At 53.7% G+C, this 17011-nt stretch carries 13 protein-coding genes and 1 pseudogene; 9 read left to right on the forward strand and 5 right to left on the reverse strand.

What is annotated here, in order from left to right; genetic code table 11:
• Positions 1-58 precede the first annotated feature (58 nt).
• Positions 59-496 carry an immunity 22 family protein gene (locus tag DYE26_RS21850; RefSeq protein WP_051985789.1) on the forward strand — a complete coding sequence of 146 codons (438 nt, stop codon included), beginning with the start codon at positions 59-61 and terminating at the stop codon, positions 494-496.
• On the opposite strand, the gene DYE26_RS21855 is transcribed toward DYE26_RS21850, so the two are convergent.
• On the reverse strand, positions 493-1710 hold the full coding sequence (locus DYE26_RS21855; protein ID WP_227872969.1) for an MFS transporter: 1218 nt from the start codon (positions 1708-1710) through the stop codon (positions 493-495). The genes DYE26_RS21850 and DYE26_RS21855 overlap by 4 nt on opposite strands.
• 301 nt (positions 1711-2011) lie before the next feature.
• On the opposite strand from DYE26_RS21855, the gene DYE26_RS21860 reads away from it, so the two are divergent.
• The 3 genes from DYE26_RS21860 (at position 2012) to DYE26_RS21870 (ending at position 4834) form a co-directional block, all read left to right on the forward strand.
• The gene (locus DYE26_RS21860) at positions 2012-2680 is read left to right on the forward strand and encodes a FadR/GntR family transcriptional regulator (RefSeq protein ID WP_255310102.1); all 669 of its coding nucleotides are present in this window, start codon (positions 2012-2014) and stop codon (positions 2678-2680) included.
• Positions 2681-2756: 76 nt separating this feature from the next.
• Positions 2757-4124 carry a uracil-xanthine permease family protein gene (locus tag DYE26_RS21865; protein WP_036627060.1) on the forward strand — a complete coding sequence of 456 codons (1368 nt, stop codon included), beginning with the start codon at positions 2757-2759 and terminating at the stop codon, positions 4122-4124.
• Positions 4125-4165: 41 nt separating this feature from the next.
• Positions 4166-4834 carry an isochorismatase family protein gene (locus tag DYE26_RS21870; RefSeq protein ID WP_115311263.1) on the forward strand — a complete coding sequence of 223 codons (669 nt, stop codon included), beginning with the start codon at positions 4166-4168 and terminating at the stop codon, positions 4832-4834.
• Positions 4835-4935: 101 nt separating this feature from the next.
• Here DYE26_RS21870 and DYE26_RS21875 read toward each other — a convergent pair whose 3' ends face one another.
• On the reverse strand, positions 4936-5607 hold the full coding sequence (locus DYE26_RS21875) for a MurR/RpiR family transcriptional regulator (protein WP_227872967.1): 672 nt from the start codon (positions 5605-5607) through the stop codon (positions 4936-4938).
• 394 nt (positions 5608-6001) lie between these two features.
• Here DYE26_RS21875 and DYE26_RS21885 point away from each other — a divergent pair.
• Positions 6002-7269: pseudogene (locus DYE26_RS21885) on the forward strand (cation:dicarboxylate symporter family transporter).
• A gap of 248 nt (positions 7270-7517) precedes the next feature.
• On the opposite strand, the gene rnr reads toward DYE26_RS21885, so the two are convergent.
• Complete coding sequence (rnr, locus tag DYE26_RS21890) at positions 7518-10205, reverse strand: ribonuclease R (RefSeq protein WP_036629005.1); 2688 nt, start codon at positions 10203-10205, stop codon at positions 7518-7520.
• Between the two features lie 281 nt (positions 10206-10486).
• Here rnr and DYE26_RS21895 point away from each other — a divergent pair, with 281 nt between their 5' ends.
• Positions 10487-11953: a methyl-accepting chemotaxis protein gene (locus DYE26_RS21895; RefSeq protein ID WP_036627063.1), complete on the forward strand. Its 1467-nt coding sequence runs from the start codon at positions 10487-10489 to the stop codon at positions 11951-11953.
• A gap of 64 nt (positions 11954-12017) precedes the next feature.
• Here the strand turns inward: DYE26_RS21895 and DYE26_RS21900 are convergent, their stop codons facing one another.
• The gene (locus DYE26_RS21900; protein WP_036627065.1) at positions 12018-12569 is read right to left on the reverse strand and encodes a GNAT family N-acetyltransferase; all 552 of its coding nucleotides are present in this window, start codon (positions 12567-12569) and stop codon (positions 12018-12020) included.
• 159 nt (positions 12570-12728) lie between these two features.
• Complete coding sequence (gene secG / locus DYE26_RS21905; RefSeq protein WP_036627066.1) at positions 12729-12962, reverse strand: preprotein translocase subunit SecG; 234 nt, start codon at positions 12960-12962, stop codon at positions 12729-12731.
• A gap of 299 nt (positions 12963-13261) precedes the next feature.
• Between secG and DYE26_RS21910 the strand changes: the two genes are divergently transcribed.
• From DYE26_RS21910 to DYE26_RS21920, 3 genes are all read left to right on the forward strand, one after another.
• On the forward strand, positions 13262-15280 hold the full coding sequence (locus tag DYE26_RS21910; RefSeq protein WP_036627068.1) for a methyl-accepting chemotaxis protein: 2019 nt from the start codon (positions 13262-13264) through the stop codon (positions 15278-15280).
• Positions 15281-15530: 250 nt separating this feature from the next.
• The gene (locus DYE26_RS21915; RefSeq protein WP_036627070.1) at positions 15531-16295 is read left to right on the forward strand and encodes a class I SAM-dependent methyltransferase; all 765 of its coding nucleotides are present in this window, start codon (positions 15531-15533) and stop codon (positions 16293-16295) included.
• A 15-nt stretch (positions 16296-16310) separates the two neighbouring features.
• Positions 16311-17009 carry an ABC transporter ATP-binding protein gene (locus DYE26_RS21920; RefSeq protein WP_036627072.1) on the forward strand — a complete coding sequence of 233 codons (699 nt, stop codon included), beginning with the start codon at positions 16311-16313 and terminating at the stop codon, positions 17007-17009.
• The last annotated feature ends 2 nt before the right edge of the window (positions 17010-17011 follow it).

A 17011-nucleotide genomic window follows, 5' to 3' on the forward strand; every position in this document is an offset into this window, starting at 1 on the left:
GCGGCGTTCCAGGTTATGATGAAGAAAACATATGAACAATATGGAGGTTAAGCCCGAGATGCCCCATAACGCAGACGACAAGGAACTTCGTCCCGCTTCCGGTCCATACCCGGACCAAGTATCGCTTTGGATCGGCCGATTCGCTTCGGAGGAAGCCCTGGACGAGTATCTTCGGTTTGATTATTCCGATGAAGCCAAGCAGCGCGATCCGCAAATTTGCCGGGATTTCAGAATGGAGTCTTTTGACGAAGACTTCCGCGAGGCTTTCCTGGTAGAGACGGATCAAAGCAATTGTGCGAACTGGCTGGAAGGCTGCTCGTATGACGACCAATTAATCTCCCAATTTGAAGCATCAGGCTGGCCGGAACCGCCGGAGCTCGAGGGCATGAACGCCGTCATATTATTGTACGATTATAGCTACGACGGAACGGTTCCGGTTGTCCAAAACAGCCAGTATTCCGTGCGCTTTATCGGCAGGGTAGTTTATGAGGACTAGGAGTGATCCTTTCTCTCCTGTATCCCCTGTCCCTTGCGAATCAATGCCGAACACAACAAGGCGAGCGAAAGAAGGCCGGCAAACACTTGAAAAGGTAAAGAAGCGTGATTCATCCCCAACAAATTGGCCGTAAGAATCGGACCCGCACTCGCTCCAGCGAATAAAACAAAAGTATACAAGGATGTCGCAACCCCTCTGTTCCCGCTCCCGATTTCCCCGATCAGCGAAATCAGCGCAGGCACGATCACGGCAATGCCGGCCACAAACAGGATGCTCATTACGGCATAAACTACCGCCGACTGAACAAAAGACATCATCACCAATGCCGCGATCGAGCAAACGAGTCCGGTGCGGAGCACAGGCAGCATGCCCCATTTTCGGCATATTCGCCCGGCAAAGAAGGAAAGAAACATCCCGATCATGCCCAGCGAGCGCACGCCCAGAACCTCCATCTCGCTCAGCGAATACGGCGGTTGGCCGAGCAAGGCGCCCATCGCGCTGTACATGCCCACAAAGCAGAGCAGAATCGTCACGGTAATGCCATAACATAACAAAAGATTTCGATTTGACAGCACCGCGTACCAGCGGCGATCCTGCCCAACCCGGCCCTGCCGCGCCTGTTCCGCCGGAACCGGCGGCAGCCACACGATCACAAGGCATAATAGCGCAGCATAACCTGCCGCCAGCAGCCTAAACACCCAAGGCCATTCCAGCAGCGCGGCAAGCGAGCTCGCCCAGACCTGCCCAAAGATCCCCGCCATTAAAAAGCCCGAGCTAATAAATCCTATAGCCGTCACTCTTTGCTCCACGGGAAAAACTTCTCCCGCATAAGTTAAGGCCACGGGCGAAAATGTCGCGGCCGCCGCCCCCTGCAAACATCGCAACGCGATCAATCCTCCAAAGCTCCCCGCAAACCCCAGACACGCGGTGGCCAGAACCAGAACGCCAAGCCCCGCAACGATTACCCTTTTTCGGCCAAGCCGGTTCGATAAAGGGCCATAGACCAGACACCCGGCGGCAAAAAACAAGGAAAAAGCGCTCCCCGCCAAAGCCGATTCACTTGTCCCGACGTGAAATGCACCGGCAAACACGGGAAGAAGGGGGACCGTAACATATAAGGAAGACAGGATGAGCAAGGCGGCCCCAAATAACAGCCACCGGATCAGCGGGTAATTGTTGTGAACCCATGGCGGGTTATCCATTTTAGTTTTCATAGGTGCTCCTATTTTTCAAAAATAATGAAAATGAGTAGATCATCAGATGTTTGATCGTGGGATCGTAATTAAGAATACGCCCGTTTTAGAGTTCATGTCAAGGATATTATGTTAGGTTATATGACATAAATACAAAAAAGTTCTTGTGTTTCGACATTTTTCCGCATATAATGTGAACCAACAAATGAAAATGAGCAGTAAAAATTTCATTTCGTGTGATATTATATAACATAATAGGAGGTGGCACATCATTACTTACACCGAATTCAAAGCCATACCCCGGCGAAAATTGGTCGATGAAGTGTTGGATCAAATGCAAACGCTCATCCGGTCAGGCCGTTACAAAAGCGGGGACAAACTGCCGCCGGAACCCGAATTGATGAAGCTGCTCGCGGTAGGAAGATCCACCGTCAGGGAGGCGGTCAAGGTGCTGACGCATGCCGGTCTGCTGGAAGTGCGCCAAGGAGACGGAACCTATATTCGCGCCTCTTCCGCAGGACTTGCCGCGGTAAGCCAAACCCTAACTCCGAAGAACTACGCTCATATACTTGAGGCGCGCAGGATTCTCGAAATCGAAGTAACCGGGCTGGCCGCCTTAAGAAGGACGAATGCGGATCTTGAAGCGATGCGCTCTTTTCTGGATCAACGGAACGAAGCTTTGGAGAAGGGCCGGTACGCGGAATACGTTGAAGCGGATATTTCCTTTCACATCGCGGTAGCCCAGGCCGGCAAAAATGAAGTGCTGCTGGAAATGTATAAGGTCGTGGCCGAAAGCTTGAAGGAAATGCTCAGCCAATTGCTTCTGGACACACGGCAGTACGAAGATAACACGGTTTACCATGATGCGGTTTATGCCGCCATTGAAGCGGGAAATAGCGATGAAGCCAGAAAATCCGCCATCCAAAATCTCGACGCGGTCCATCGCTCACGTGTTCCCTTGCTCTCAAGTTTACCATTTCTAAACATCTGATGATCTCTTCTTTAACTGTAAACATCCGATGATATGTTGAATGCTCTGCTCGAAAATATAATTTGGGTGAACAGCTATGAATCATGAGCACGAGAATAACGAAACTTTGCACGTCGGCATCGAGGACAAGCTCTCCACCGGCGCCAACCTGACCTACGGTTTTCAGCATCTGCTGGCGCTTACGGGCATTTTTCTTTTCCCGGTATTAATCGGCCAGGCTTTGCATCTGGAGTTCCAAACGATCGGTTATTTGATTCAAGCTTGTTTCTTGACGACCGGGCTCGTGACGATTCTGCAATCGGGAAAAATGCTGCGGCTCCCCGTCGTGCAAGGGCCGACCGCCGCGTTTTTCGTGGCCGTGCTTTCCGCAAGCGCCAGCGTCGGATTGGGAACGGCCTTCGGATCGATGGCGGTGGCGGGCGTCATTTTTATGCTTCTGGCCCTTCCGATCCGCAAATTCGGCCTAATCGGCCATATCAACAAATTCATCGCCCCGCCGATCGTTTATGGCACGCTGCTGATCATCATCGGTGCGCAGCTCGCCGATATCGGCCTTAAAAATTGGTTCGGCAGCGCGAATATAGGCGTCAATTTCGCCGCTTCCATCGTCACGGTCGTCTGCGTGCTCGCCCTTATGATTTTTGGCGGCAACACGATCCTGCGCCGGGGCGCACTCCTGTGGGGGATTATTGCCGGAACCTTGTTTTTCGCAGTGTTCGGCAGCGTCGATTTCTCGGCGGTAGCCACGGCCGGCTGGTTCCGTTTGCCGGAAGTTTTCCCGTTTGGCTTCGGCGTTTCCATCCCCGTCGTTATTCTCATGCTGCTGGCTTTCCTGCAGGCTTCCGCGGAGGCGGTAGGCATGTATACCCTGCTGACCAAATGGGGGAACCAAGAGCTCGACAGCACCCGGGTTAACCGCGGTTTGTTCGGTGAATTTCTCGGCTGTACCCTGGGCGCTGTCTTTGGCGGGCTGGGCACGACCTCTTACCCGGAAAACATCGGCATCGTCCGCGTCTCGGGCATCGGCAGCCGCTATGTCACCATGACCGCCGGCATCATGGCCGTGATTTTAGGCCTCATTCCCAAAGTCGGCTTGTTTATCGCCTCCCTGCCCAGCGCCGTTTTATCCGCGGCCTCCACGATTTTGTTCGGCATTATCGCCATCAGCGGGATTCAAATGGTCAGCAAGGTCAAGTGGGATGAACTGAATCTCGCCGTCGCCGGCTCCTCCTTTATTATCTCGCTGGGGACGATGTACTTGCCCGCCGAGCTCACGGCCGGCTTGCCGCTGGCTATCCAGAGCGTCGTCACCCAGCCGATGCTGGTAGGTGTAGTTATGCTGATCGTTTTAAACACGGTGGTTAATGTATGGATTCGTCCTGCGCTCGAACGGCGGGCGTCGGGGGGCGGTTCACAGGACTCCATTCCTACAGAGGCCGCCTGACGCGGCATATTCATTCCGACTTATAAGGAGAGTGTTTCTATATGAGCTTGAAAAACAAAGTAAAATGGGAGATTGATCCCGCGAGAACGGCCGTTATCGTAGTGGATATGCAAAACGTGTTCTGCAAACCGGACGGAGCGCTGTATGTGCCGCGGACCGCAGGGATCGTCGACAACATCCGCCATCTCACCGGCGCGGCCAGAACAGCGGGCATGCCCGTGATCTACCTGCGCCATATCGTCCGGGGCGACGGCAGCGACACCGGAAGAATGAAAGATATGTATCCGAATATGTATCCGAATGTGAACGAGATCCTGAAACGCGGCACCCCCGGCGTGGAAATTATTGAAGAATTAACCCCGCTCGCCCAGGATATTATCGTCGACAAGCTGTTTTACAGCGGTTTTCACGATACCGATTTGGATACGGTCCTGCGGGCAAAAGATATTAACACGATCATCATCTGCGGCACCGTGACCAACGTGTGCTGCGAAACGACCGTCAGAGACGGCGCGCACCGGGAATATAAAGTGATCTTTCTGAGCGACGCGAACGCGCCTATGGATTACCCGGACATGGGCTGGGGGGATATTTCCGCCGAGGAAATCCAGCGCGTAACGCTGACCGTTATCGCTTACGAATTCGGTCAAGTCAGTTCAACCGCCGAAGTCCTTAACGAAATTCACACGAAAACAAAAGCGGCCCGCTGATGGGAATCAGGGGCTTTCAATCTTAACACAACAAATGCATTCATCCGGCAGGGTGAGTGCTTTTTTATTTTTCGCCGCCTTCTACGCTCATAACTTCCCCTTCACGCCTTCCCCCGCGGCAGCTTGCCGGCATATCTCGCCCGCAGCTCGCCCAGATATTCCAGCTTGGACAGCACTTTTTCCTTATTAAACAGGCCGATGCTCAAAATCATCTGTTCGATCAACAACAGCGGCGTGACCATGGAGTGGAATTCTCCCATTTCGCCCCGGCTGACGTAAAAAGCCGCCTCCACCTGGGCCCCGTACCGGAACTCCTCGCGATCCGTGATCATCACGGCTGAGCAGCCCACCCGCTGTACGCAATCCAGGATTACCTCGGTTTCGGGGAGCAGCCGGGTGAAATTAAACAGCAGCACCACGTCCTCCCGCTGCACATGTGCCAGCGACTCCAACAGCTCATGCCCGCTGGCCGCCATCATCCGCACCGACATGCCGAACCGGGACAAGCGGTAAAACAGCAGGTCCCCCAAAGCCACCGCGGGCCCCGGGGCGTACACGTAAATCCGCCGGGCCCCGGCCATGAGCGAGCCGGCGAGCTTCAGCTCCTCCGGGTCCGCGTCTGCTCCGCCGTTTCCCGCAAATGGACCAGCGATTGCTCCAGCTTCTGCAGCGGCAATCTGGCCGAATCCATCTGTGAAATCGTCTTTTCCAGCTTCACCGCCGGGGTCGTTGACTCCGCGCTCCAAAAAGCTGAAATTATCCCATCTGCGCATGAAAAAAACAAGGCACATCAAAATAAGTCGATAGCACAAAAACCAAAGGAAACCGCTCCGGTTTATTTCTTTTCCAAGGAGAGAGAGCATCCCAAATGCGGATTACAAGTTCAGTCATATCAAAGTTTCGGATAAATAAACAATACAAAAAATTGCTGATTTTGTAAAAGTTATGTGCTATGATAACGTAGCGAAAAATATACAGGACAACCCTGTAAACGGTCAGCATCTTCCTAAAAGGCCCTAGATCTGCGCAAAAAGTGTGAAAAGGAATTTCTTTACATTGAGAAAAAAACGGATTGACTACTATATGAATTTTTGACAAATTTCGACTAACTTTTGTCGATTGTGTACCGATATATACAAACTTCAGAAAGGACTGCGAGGTGTCAGCATGAAACGGTTCGGGTTAGCCATTCAGATTGTAATCGGTCTATTCCTTGGTATTTTGGTAGGTGCTATCTTTTACGGCAATCCTGAGGTGGCGAGCTACTTGCAGCCGATTGGCAACATTTTTATCCGGCTGATTAAAATGATTGTCGTTCCTACCGTCATCTCCACGTTGATCGTTGGGGTCGCGGGTGTGGGAGACTTCAAAAAGCTGGGGAAGATCGGTGGAAAAACGATATTGTATTTTGAAATCATTACCACGATTGCGATTATCGTCGGCCTTGTTGCGGCCAACCTGTTCCAGCCAGGTGTCGGGGTTGACATGACGAATTTGACCAAAACCGATATCCATCAGTACGTGAAGGCGGCAGAAGCGACGCAAAGCCACAGTTTTGTCGATACCTTTGTCAACATCGTGCCGAATAACGTCTTCGAAGCGATTGTCAAAGGAGACATGTTGGCAATCATCTTCTTCTCTGTCCTGTTTGGACTCGGGTTGCTGCAGCTGGAGAAAAGGGCCAGCCTGTACTTCGTTTCTTCCAGGGTGTGGCGGACGCCATGTTCTGGGTCGTGAATACGATCATGAAGTTTGCGCCGTTTGGTGTTTTTGCATTGATTGGCGTAACCGTCTCCCAATTCGGTCTTTCTTCGCTCGTTCCGCTGGGGAAGCTGGTCATTCTCGTACACATAACGATGCTGTTCTTCATTTTGGTTGTACTCGGCGGCGTTGCCCGGATGAGCGGGGTTTCAATCTTCTCCATCATCAAGATCTTGAAGGACGAGCTGCTCCTGGCCTATTCCACTGCCAGCTCAGAGTCGGTGCTTCCGAAGATCATGGAGAAAATGGAGCGTCTTGGCTGTCCAAAAGCCATTACATCCTTCGTCATACCGACGGGCTACTCATTCAATCTGGACGGCTCCACGCTCTATCAGGCGCTGGCTGCCCTGTTTATCGCCCAGATGTATGGCATACACATGCCGATCAGTTCGCAAATTACGCTGATGCTGGTATTGATCGTCACATCGAAAGGGATCGCGGGCGTGCCTGGCGTATCCTTTGTCGTACTGCTGGCGACCCTTGGCTCCGTCAACATTCCGCTGGAAGGCCTCGCCTTCATCGCCGGAATCGACCGTTTGCTGGATATGGCCCGCACAGTGGTAAACGTCATTGGCAACTCTCTTGCCTCCGTCGTTATCTCCCGCTGGGAAGGCCAGTTCGACCAGGCAAAAGCAAAAGAATATATCCGTGAAGCCACATCCAAAGTGGCGTAAACGAGCAGCGGATCCTTCCCTGGAATCGACAGGCGAGGGATCCCTTTTTGTATCGGCCTTGGTAGGGGTTTACATAGCAGTCTCTGCAAAATTTTATTAACCCACGGCATAGGACATACGGCGAAAGTTCGGCAGGCGCCACACGACGGGCGCGATCGACAACAGATCCATTCTGCACATGCTGACGTACGGAGCGAAGCAGAATAAAAGGGCAGGCATTTTTACCAAAATGCCCGCCCTTTTTGCGTTTACTTTTTCTTCTTGCGCACGAACGCCGCGGTGCCGTTGCCTTTGCCGCCGCCCCGCTTGCGGCGCGGCGCGGGCTCCCCGGCGCCATCCCCCCGGGCGCCGACAAAAATCCCGCTCGCGGACGTCTTCTTCCGCCGCGAGCCGCCATCGCCACCGCCGGCGCGGTATCCGCCCCCGGCGTCGCGGGCGACGGCCACCGTCCCGGAGGCATAGCCTCCCTTGCCGGAGCCGAAGCCAAAGCTCGCCGCGGGCGTCCCCGCCGCTTCCGCGGCTTCGCCCGCGCCCGCCCCGGCGGCCGCGTCAAGCGCCACGCCGCCGGCACTGCCGGCACCGCTGCCGCCGACGCCCCGGCCGGGCTTGCCTTTCTTGCCCTTGGCTCCCTTGCCGCCGCCTTGAGCTTCACTGCCTCTGGCTCCGCCGCCCTTGGCCCCGCCGATCTTGCCGACCTTGCCGCCCTTACCGGCCTTGCCGCCTTTCCCTGCGCGACCGCCGCCCCGGCCGCCGTCAAACCCGCCGCCGCCGAACAGCTCGCCGCCCCGCTGCCGCGGCTTCATATCGACCATCTCGAAATCGATCGTATGGTCGTCCATATTCACGCGCGCCACGCGGATCTTCACCTCGTCGCCGATCCGGTAAATCTTCGACGTCCGCTCCCCGATCAGCGCCATATGCTGCTCGTGGAAATGATAATAATCGTCCGTCATCGCGCTGAGCCGGATCAGCCCTTCGACCGTGTTGTCCAGCTCGATGAACATCCCGAAGCTGGTCACGCTGCTGATAATGCCCGGGAATTCCTCCCCGACCTTATCCAGCATAAACTCCGCTTTCTTCAGCTGCTCCGTATCGCGTTCCGCCTCGACCGCAATCCGCTCCCGCTCCGACGACTGCTGGGCGATTGTCTGCATCCGGCTGGCCAGGTACTCCAGCCGGGCTTCGCTCAACGCCCCGCCGCCTTCGATCACCTCCCGGATCACCCGGTGGATGACCAGGTCCGGATAGCGCCGGATCGGCGACGTGAAATGCGTGTAGAACTCCGCCGCCAGTCCGAAATGCCCTGTACTTTCGGCGTCGTATTTGGCCTGCTTCATCGAACGCAGCATCATCGTGCTGATGACCGTCTGCTCCTTCGTCCCCCGGATGTCCTCCAGCAGCGTCTGCAGGGCCCGCGGATGCACCTTGTTGCCTTTGCCGCCCTTCACGGTGTAGCCGAAGTTGGCGACAAACGCCAGGAAATTCATCAGCTTCTCCTGGTCCGGGTCCTCGTGAATCCGGTAGATAAACGGCACCTTCAGCCAGTGAAAATGCTCCGCCACCGTCTCGTTCGCCGCCAGCATAAATTCCTCGATGATCTGCTCGGCGATCGAGCGCTCGCGCTTCACGATATCGACCGGCTTGCCGTTTTCGTCGACGATCACCTTCGATTCCTCGAAGTCGAAGTCGACCGCGCCGCGGCGCATCCGGTTCGCCCGCAGCTTCAAAGCCAGCTCCTCCATCAACCGGAACGTCTCGACCAGGTCGGCGTAGCGCTCCGTCACCTCCGGATCTTCCTCCTGCAGGATTTTGCGGACGTTCGTATACGTCATCCGTTCCTTCGTGCGGATCACGCTGGTGAAAATATCGTGGTTCACCACTTTCATCTGATCGTTAAATTCCATTTCACAGGACAGCGTGAACCGGTCCACCTTCGGGTTCAGCGAACAAATCCCGTTGGACAGCCGGTGCGGCAGCATCGGAATGACGCGGTCGACCAAATACACACTGCAGCCGCGGTTGTACGCTTCCTGGTCCAGCCTGGAGTTTTCGCGCACATAGTAACCGACATCGGCGATATGCACACCCAGCCGGATATTGCCGCTTGGCAGCCGCTCCACATGAACGGCATCGTCCAGGTCCTTGGCGTCCTCGCCGTCGATCGTCACGATCACTTTGTCCCGCAGGTCGCGCCGTCCTTGACGCGCGATCTCCTCTTCTTCGATCACATCGGGCGCTTCAAGCGCTTCCGCCAGCACATCCTCCGGAAAAGCCTCCGGAAGCTGGTGCTTGCGGATAATCGACAGGATGTCGACGCCCGGATCGTCCTTGTGGCCGAGAATTTCGCTCACCTGGCCGACGGCCGCGGCCCGGCCTTCCGGATATTCCACGATCTGAACGACGACTTTTTCGCCATCCACCGCGCCCCCAAAACCTTCCTGCGTAATGAAAATATCACGGTTAATCCGCTTGTCGTCCGGAATCACGAACCCGTACGATTCATGGTTCTGGAACACCCCGACCACTTCGGTGACCGCCCGGTGTACGATGCGTACGACTTCGCCTTCCAGTTTGCCGCCTCCGGCGCTTTTGGAACTGACGCGAACGAGAACCGTGTCGCCGTTCATCGCGCTTTTCAAGTCGTTCGCATGAATGTACACATCCGGATGATCCCTATCCTCGGGGATGAGGAACGCAAACCCCTTAGCATGCGCCTGCAAACGCCCGCGCACCAAATCCATCCGTTCCGGCACACCATACCGGTGGGTACGGGTCAAAATAATCTGCCCTTCCTGTTCCAAACGGTTCAGCAGCTTGAGAAACTCTTTGAAGTCGGCGGCATCGGCAATCCCGAAATGCTCCTCAAGCTCTTGATACGTCATCGGTTTATAAGCCTTTTCCCGCATAAAGGCAAGCAGCTCTTGTTCTGTAATCAAATTCAAATGATTTCACCTCAGGCCCGGCCTGTCCTTTTACCGGGATGTTATTTGCAAATGAATTCCATGAAATGCCTCATACATGGTATATACCCTAGTATACACGAATTTAGCGGTTTGCATCCGTTGGCGGCCGAATCCCCCAACTTCTTTACTCTAGTTGCAGAAATAGCCGACGTTCACACAAGTTATACGGTCGAAATTTATCAAAACTCTTCATTTCATAGCATAATTTTCCGAAATTAATATAGTAATACCATTTATTAGGAGATGAAAAATTCATGGATAGCAACCTCATTTTGCAGAGACGAAACAAACTATTCGTCAAAATCATTTGGATTATGGTCGCTTTTGGGGCGCTGACCGACCTGATGATCGGGGTAGACAGCACCGTTCTGATCTCCCTGATTGCGGTCGGCGGCATCTGCTGCTCGATCGCCACCTATATGAGTTACGCCAACAAAGGCACCCGCTTCGTCATGTTCATCGTCCCCGCCGTCATTTCGCTGCTCACGTTTTTGATCATTTACCATGACCCGAATCCGCTGATGAGCTCCTATTTGCTTGTATATGTCAATATCGGGCTGATGACGCTTTATGCCAACTACAAGCCGATTGTATTTTCCGGCATACTCGGGATTGCCCTCACGCTTTATTTTTACAGTATCCCGTTTTACCACGATCATATGTTCCCTCGCGAACCGCTGACCTACCTGCTCTTATACCTTATCTTCATCATCGTCGCCCTCTCCTTTGCGGCACGGTTCAGCGAACGGCTGCAGCAGGAAGTCTTGCACAAACAGAAGGATACGGAGGAAGCCAAACAGCGCGGAGATGAGCTGCTCGCTCATTTGAGAAGTTCGCTCGAAGTGCTCGGCCGCCTCAGCACCGGACTGCGCGATAATGTCAATACCACCGGGAAAATCTCCAAGGAGATCACCGCTACCTTCGGCGAGGTTACCGCGACGCTGGATCAGCAGACACAGGGGCTCCAAGCGACGTCGCAATCGGTGCACGAGGTGAATGATGCCGTAGAACAGGCAGCCGTAATAGCCTCCAGGCTGCAGCAGCTTTCTTCGGAAATGCAGGATTCCACGGAGGACGCAGGCGTCCGAATGAATGCTTTGTCCGAAAATATGGGGCATCTGCAGCAGGTGATAGCCGGCACGGTTGCCCAGATGCAGCGGCTTCGCGATCAAAGCGAGCGGATCGGACAAATCGTAGATACGATTCACGGGATATCGGCGCAAACGAATCTGCTCGCCATGAATGCAGCGATTGAGGCGGCCCACGCCGGGGAGCACGGCAAGGGATTTGCCGTCGTGTCCGCGGAAATTCGCAAGCTGGCGGAAAATTCCCGGCAATCAACCAACCGAATTAACGACATTCTTGAGGACGTCATGGAGCAAGTCAACAACGTTGCCGAGCAAATTTCCATCGGTTTCACCGCCATCGATGCCGGAAAAGAAGAAGCGAAAGAACTGCAAAGCTATGTGGCGAAAGTTGCCGGCAATGCGGAAATCGTAAATCAGCAATCGGATCAGGTCGATCGGTCGGTACGATATATGAAAGAACGCTACGCCAGCATCATGGAAGAAATTTTGCTCGTCGCAGGCGGCACCGAGCAAAATATGGCCGCCGCGGAGGAAATTTTGGCCGGCCTTGAAGCCCAGGACAACAAAATCCATGAGATTGTACAGCATTATCAGGATCTCGACCGGTTGATTGTTACGCTTTCCAATAATTAGGCCCAGGCCCTCATATAAACAACCAAAGGCTTGCCCCCAGGGGCAAGCCTTTGACTTTTCCTGATTATGCAGTTAACAATGGAAGCGTATCTAAATACCAATCAAAGCGAGGTTTGTTTTCGTAGATTTCAGCCACATGAATGATTGCGGGGATCACGTTCGCTCCTTTGTAAAAAAAGCTTGTCCCCACCTTGGACATCGGAACATGGAAGGAAATTTTCAAAGCCCGGGACAAAATCGGATCCAGGAGCGTCACATAGTGGCGGATATGATGGTCTCTGGCAAACAGCACGATCGACGACAGCAGACGGTTCAGATTTTTACCGCGGTGCTCCTTCAGCAGAGCTACCTTGTCCACTTCGGCGGTGTACTCCGGTTCGGCGAGGATCGCCGGGTGTTCCGCAAACGCAACGAGCCGGTTTAGGCCCTGATCTTTGGCGGGATCATACGGTTTGATCTCCGCCGTGCCGATCGGGACTCCATCCTCATCATACACCAGACAGCGGCCCAATATTTGGCTTGCAAATTCGAGCCCAAACCCTTTTTCCATCCAAACTTCCGTCCAAATCGTGTGAAATAGCGCTTCTTCCTGAAGAGTTGTCACCAGCTTGTACATTTTTCTACCTCCAATCCCTGTATTTAGTACTATTATACTATTTATTCCAAACATAGACAAATAATATATAATTCGCAAGTCGTACGTTACTCCTCGCTAAAACGCAAAAAAGCCCTTGTTTCCTAAGCGGAAACAAGGGCCTCCTAGCATATTCGTTAATTATCTAAGAACTACTGCGACGATGATCGACAGGATAAAAAATCCGGCCCCCAAGGCTACTGTAATGCGTTCCAGAACCAGATCCATGCCGCGAGCTTTTGTTTTCCCAAACAGATGTTCAGCACCCCCGGAGATGGCGCCGGAAAGACCCGCGCTTTTCCCTTTCTGCAACAATACGACTGCAGTCAAGGCAATCGAGAAAATCACGAGCAAAACCTTCAACAAAATTTCCATTCAATCCACCTCCTAAGCGAGAACATCCTTATCTATTCCAAGACTTACATAGTTGATATATAAACAAATCATTATCATTTTACCATAGAGTAACAGGAATAACAACCGTTTGGCGGTTTATGTTTCTACAATGCTTATGTGATCAAAATTTCGCGGCACGTCAATGTATTTTCTCATGATAGGCGACAGTGAATTGGGCCAAAATTCCCCAATATTCTTGAAATTGTGCCAAATTCCGACTTTTAACCGTGGTACGATTGATTTAAGTAAGTCTAGTTCAAACGTATGGGAGGGACATTATGTCGAAGACCAAAGCACTACAAACCAAAACACGGGGGAAATCCGGGGCGTTTCAGCGGAAATTGCTGATCATTATTCTGGCCACTTCCCTGATCCCCCTGATCGCCGCCAGTTCGTTCTTCATCCGTTATTTCAGCGGCGTGACCACAGAAGACAGCGAAGAATTGGCGCAAACGACGCTGGACATGAACATCTCCAAGATCGATGAATGGATTTTGTCCAAAACATCGGCGGTGGAGCAGCTCATCCAGCAGAACCCGCAATTCCAGTCCTATGATCCGGAGAAAATGTTTCCGATTCTAAGCGTACTGGAGCAAAGCGACAGTCAAACCGAAGGCTACAGCCTCATCGACAAAAACGGCCAGCTCACCAACAACCTCGGGATGACCGCGGATATGTCGAAAAGCGATTATTTTCTGAAAGCAAAAGAAACAAACAAATTGGCTTTTTCCGAAATGAACTACCTGGAGGCACTGGGCAAATATTTCATCACGGCAGTCGTGCCGCTTCATGATAAGGAAGGGCAGTTTATCGGCGCCGTCGCTTTTTCGATAACGCCAGATGTGCTGACCCAGCTTAGCAACAACATTAAAATGGCCGATACGGGTTACGGCTACGTCGTCTCGAACAACGGGATTTATTTCAGTTACCCGGATGCCGAACGTTTCAGCAAGAACATCAACGATTACGCCGAAACCCCCGCTTTAAAAAATGCAACCGCAGCGATTCTCGGCCAACCGGGCGGTTCCCTTACGTATCAAGACGAGACGGGAACAGAAGTGATCACCTACTTCGGCACGATTCCGAGCACCGGGTGGAAAATGGTTATCACCGTGCCGACCAGCGAGATTTTCGCCAAAGTGAATCGGGCCAGCACGTTATCCATCGCGATCGTCGTCGTTACGGCCCTGATCGTATCAGTCATCGCTTTCCTGCTTGCGCGCCTGATCGTCAAGCCGATCCTGGCGATTTCTGGAGTTATGAAAAAGGTCGCAAGCGGGCAGTTGAACGAGCGGGTAACCGTCCACTCGAAGGACGAGATCGGCGAGATGAGCGAAAACATCAACCTGATGATCGAATCGCTTGCCGGCATGGTTAAACAGATCGATCTCACGATCGGCCAAGTGGCCGCCGCTTCGGACGAGCTGCTGGCCGCAACCCGGCAATCGTCGCAGGCGACGGCGGAGATCACTTCCGCGATCCGGGAGGTCGCCGGAGGAACGGAGACCCAGTTCCGCGGGGCCGAACAGTCGGCGAGAGCGACGGAGGAAATGGCCGAAGGCGTGCAAAAAATAGCCGAAGCGTCAGGCAGCGTTTCCGAGCAGGCCGAAAACGTCTCAAGCGAAGTTGAGCGCGGCTACGAGGAAATCCAGGCGGCGATCAAGCAGATGGCGCAAATTCAAACCACCGCCAACCAAACAGCGCAGGATATCGATCGGCTGGCCGGGCATTCCAAGGAAATCGGCGAGATTGTCGATGTCATCTCGGACATCTCCAACCAGACCGCGCTGCTGTCGCTGAACGCTTCGATCGAAGCCGCCCGTGCGGGCGAGGAAGGCCGGGGATTTGCCGTCGTCGCCGGAGAAGTGAAAAAACTGGCCGAACAGACCAGTGAGTCGATTTCCCATATCGCCGAGCTGATCCAATTTATCCAAGGCTCTACATCCCAGGCTGCCAATTCCGTGCAGACAAGCGTCCGCGAGATTAACGACGGCATCGCGAGCATGGAGAAAGTCGGCGTTTCGTTTGGCCAAATCCGCCAATCCATTTACCAGGTATCGGCGCAAATCCAGGATGTCTCCGCCACGACGGAGCAAATTTCTGCGGGTACCGAAGAAATCGCCGCCTCGATCGGGGATATGCTGACCATCGCTAAAGATTCGGCGGACAACGCCCAATCCGTAGCCGGTTCCGCTTCGGACCAAGCGGCCATTATGCAAAGCATTGAAACATCGGCGGGATCGCTGCATCAGCTGATGAACGAGCTCAAAGAACAAATCAAAGTATTTCAGGCCTGAATCGCGAAGGCCAACATGATATACATAGCAATACATGTGAATATGAGTACAAAGGGCCCTTTCGCAGATCTACCTGCAAGGGTCCTTTTTCGTCTCTGGCGATAACACTCATCTCGAAACTTTTCTCTCTGACGCATTGATTGTGACTCAGCTCACACGTCAAAGGTGCCCTCTTCGCTATATTAATGATAATGATTATCAATATCAATTGTATTTTCGCAAAAGGGGTGTTTCTACATTGAAACCACATATGTCTCCAGGCCATCTTTTTTTGGCTTCCCTCGGTAAAACCAGGCTTCGTCCGGGCGGCAAAACCGCAACCGAGCGAATTTTAACGTCCTGTCGGATTACGGAGCATTCGCATGTGCTCGAAGTAGCGCCAAATATGGGCACAACCGCCATCGAAGTCGCCTCTCGTTACGGCTGCCGGGTGACGGGGGTTGATCTTCACGCTCCAAGCTTAGATAAAGCAAAGGAAAACGTTAGGCAGCACGGCCTCGAGGAACAAGTCCGGCTCGTCATCGGCAACGCCATGGCACTGCCGTTCCCCGACAACTCGTTCGACGTTGTTATTAATGAAGCGATGCTCACCATGCTGACCTATGAACAGAAACAGCAAGCGGTCTCGGAGTACTTGCGGGTGCTGAAACCCGGAGGCCGGCTGGCGACCCACGATTTGCTGCTGCAGCAAGAACCGGATACGGAAACCGTGAAGCAACGCCTGAACGAATTGCGCAAAGCGATATACGTTAACGCGCAGCCCATGACGGCGGCCAAGTGGGAAGAGCTGTTTCGACAAGCGGGTTTTGGCGAAGTGGTTTGCGTCACGGGCAACATGTCCCTGTTGTCTTTGAAGGGGCTGATTGTCGACGAAGGCTGGGAAGGCATGATCCGCATCCTGTCCAATGCGATGCAAAGCGAAGACGACCGGCAGCGCCTGTTCCGCCTAATAAACTTGTTTGACGAGAGCAGCGACTTATACGGCCACATCACCTGCGTTTCGACCAAAGCCTAGCGGAAAGGCCACCGGATGACCACATTGATTGAGTTTACAAATGTCGCAAAAACGTATGGCGGCCGGCCTGTCTTCACCGGCTTCTCCTGCCGGCTGCAGCGGGGAGAGGTCATCGCCCTGCTCGGTCCCTCCGGCTGCGGAAAAACAACGCTCCTTAACCTGGCAGCGGGGCTGGCGCAGCCGGATAGCGGCTCCATTAGGCTGCATACGGATCATATCGGCTACATCTTTCAAGAGCCAAGGCTCATTCCGTGGCGCACCGCCGGGGAGAACATCGGGCTTGTGCTGCAAACCGCTGACACAGCGGACGTCGAGCGAATCATTGGCCACACGCTGCGGAAAGTAGGCCTGCAGCAAGCGGAAAACCGCTATCCCCGGCAGCTCTCCGGCGGCATGAAGCAGCGTGTGTCCATCGCGCGGGCGTTGGCGCTGCAGCCGGACATGATTTTGATGGATGAACCGTTTTCCGCCCTGGACGCCGCCTTGAAACGTGAGCTGATGGATGACATGGCAAGGCTGATCGGCGAACGGGAGATCGGCGTAATGTACGTGACGCACGACCCCGAGGAGGCGGCGCGGCTGGCGGATAGAGTGCTGATCTTTTCGCCGCCGGACCGTGCTTTTGCAAACGAAGAAATTTTCCCTGTGCCGAGACTGGAGCGCACGGAGGCTCAAATCCGGCAGTATAAAAACAAGATGATATCAATATCCTAGGA

The sequence above is a fragment of the Paenibacillus macerans genome (genome assembly GCF_900454495.1).
In the GTDB taxonomy this organism is placed as follows: Bacteria; Bacillota; Bacilli; order Paenibacillales; family Paenibacillaceae; genus Fontibacillus; species Fontibacillus macerans.

Excerpts from the sequence above, each read along its gene's own strand:
- DYE26_RS21865 (WP_036627060.1), top strand. The coding sequence starts at position 2,757 with ATGAATCATGAGCACGAGAATAACGAAACTTTGCACGTCGGCATCGAG.
- DYE26_RS21855 (WP_227872969.1), bottom strand. The coding sequence starts at position 1,710 with ATGAAAACTAAAATGGATAACCCGCCATGGGTTCACAACAATTACCCG.
- DYE26_RS21895 (WP_036627063.1), top strand. The coding sequence starts at position 10,487 with ATGGATAGCAACCTCATTTTGCAGAGACGAAACAAACTATTCGTCAAA.
- DYE26_RS21910 (WP_036627068.1), top strand. The coding sequence starts at position 13,262 with ATGTCGAAGACCAAAGCACTACAAACCAAAACACGGGGGAAATCCGGG.
- DYE26_RS21900 (WP_036627065.1), bottom strand. The coding sequence starts at position 12,569 with ATGTACAAGCTGGTGACAACTCTTCAGGAAGAAGCGCTATTTCACACG.
- DYE26_RS21920 (WP_036627072.1), top strand. The coding sequence starts at position 16,311 with ATGACCACATTGATTGAGTTTACAAATGTCGCAAAAACGTATGGCGGC.
- DYE26_RS21915 (WP_036627070.1), top strand. The coding sequence starts at position 15,531 with ATGTCTCCAGGCCATCTTTTTTTGGCTTCCCTCGGTAAAACCAGGCTT.
- secG (WP_036627066.1), bottom strand. The coding sequence starts at position 12,962 with ATGGAAATTTTGTTGAAGGTTTTGCTCGTGATTTTCTCGATTGCCTTG.
- DYE26_RS21875 (WP_227872967.1), bottom strand. The coding sequence starts at position 5,607 with ATGCGCAGATGGGATAATTTCAGCTTTTTGGAGCGCGGAGTCAACGAC.
- DYE26_RS21870 (WP_115311263.1), top strand. The coding sequence starts at position 4,166 with ATGAGCTTGAAAAACAAAGTAAAATGGGAGATTGATCCCGCGAGAACG.
- DYE26_RS21850 (WP_051985789.1), top strand. The coding sequence starts at position 59 with ATGCCCCATAACGCAGACGACAAGGAACTTCGTCCCGCTTCCGGTCCA.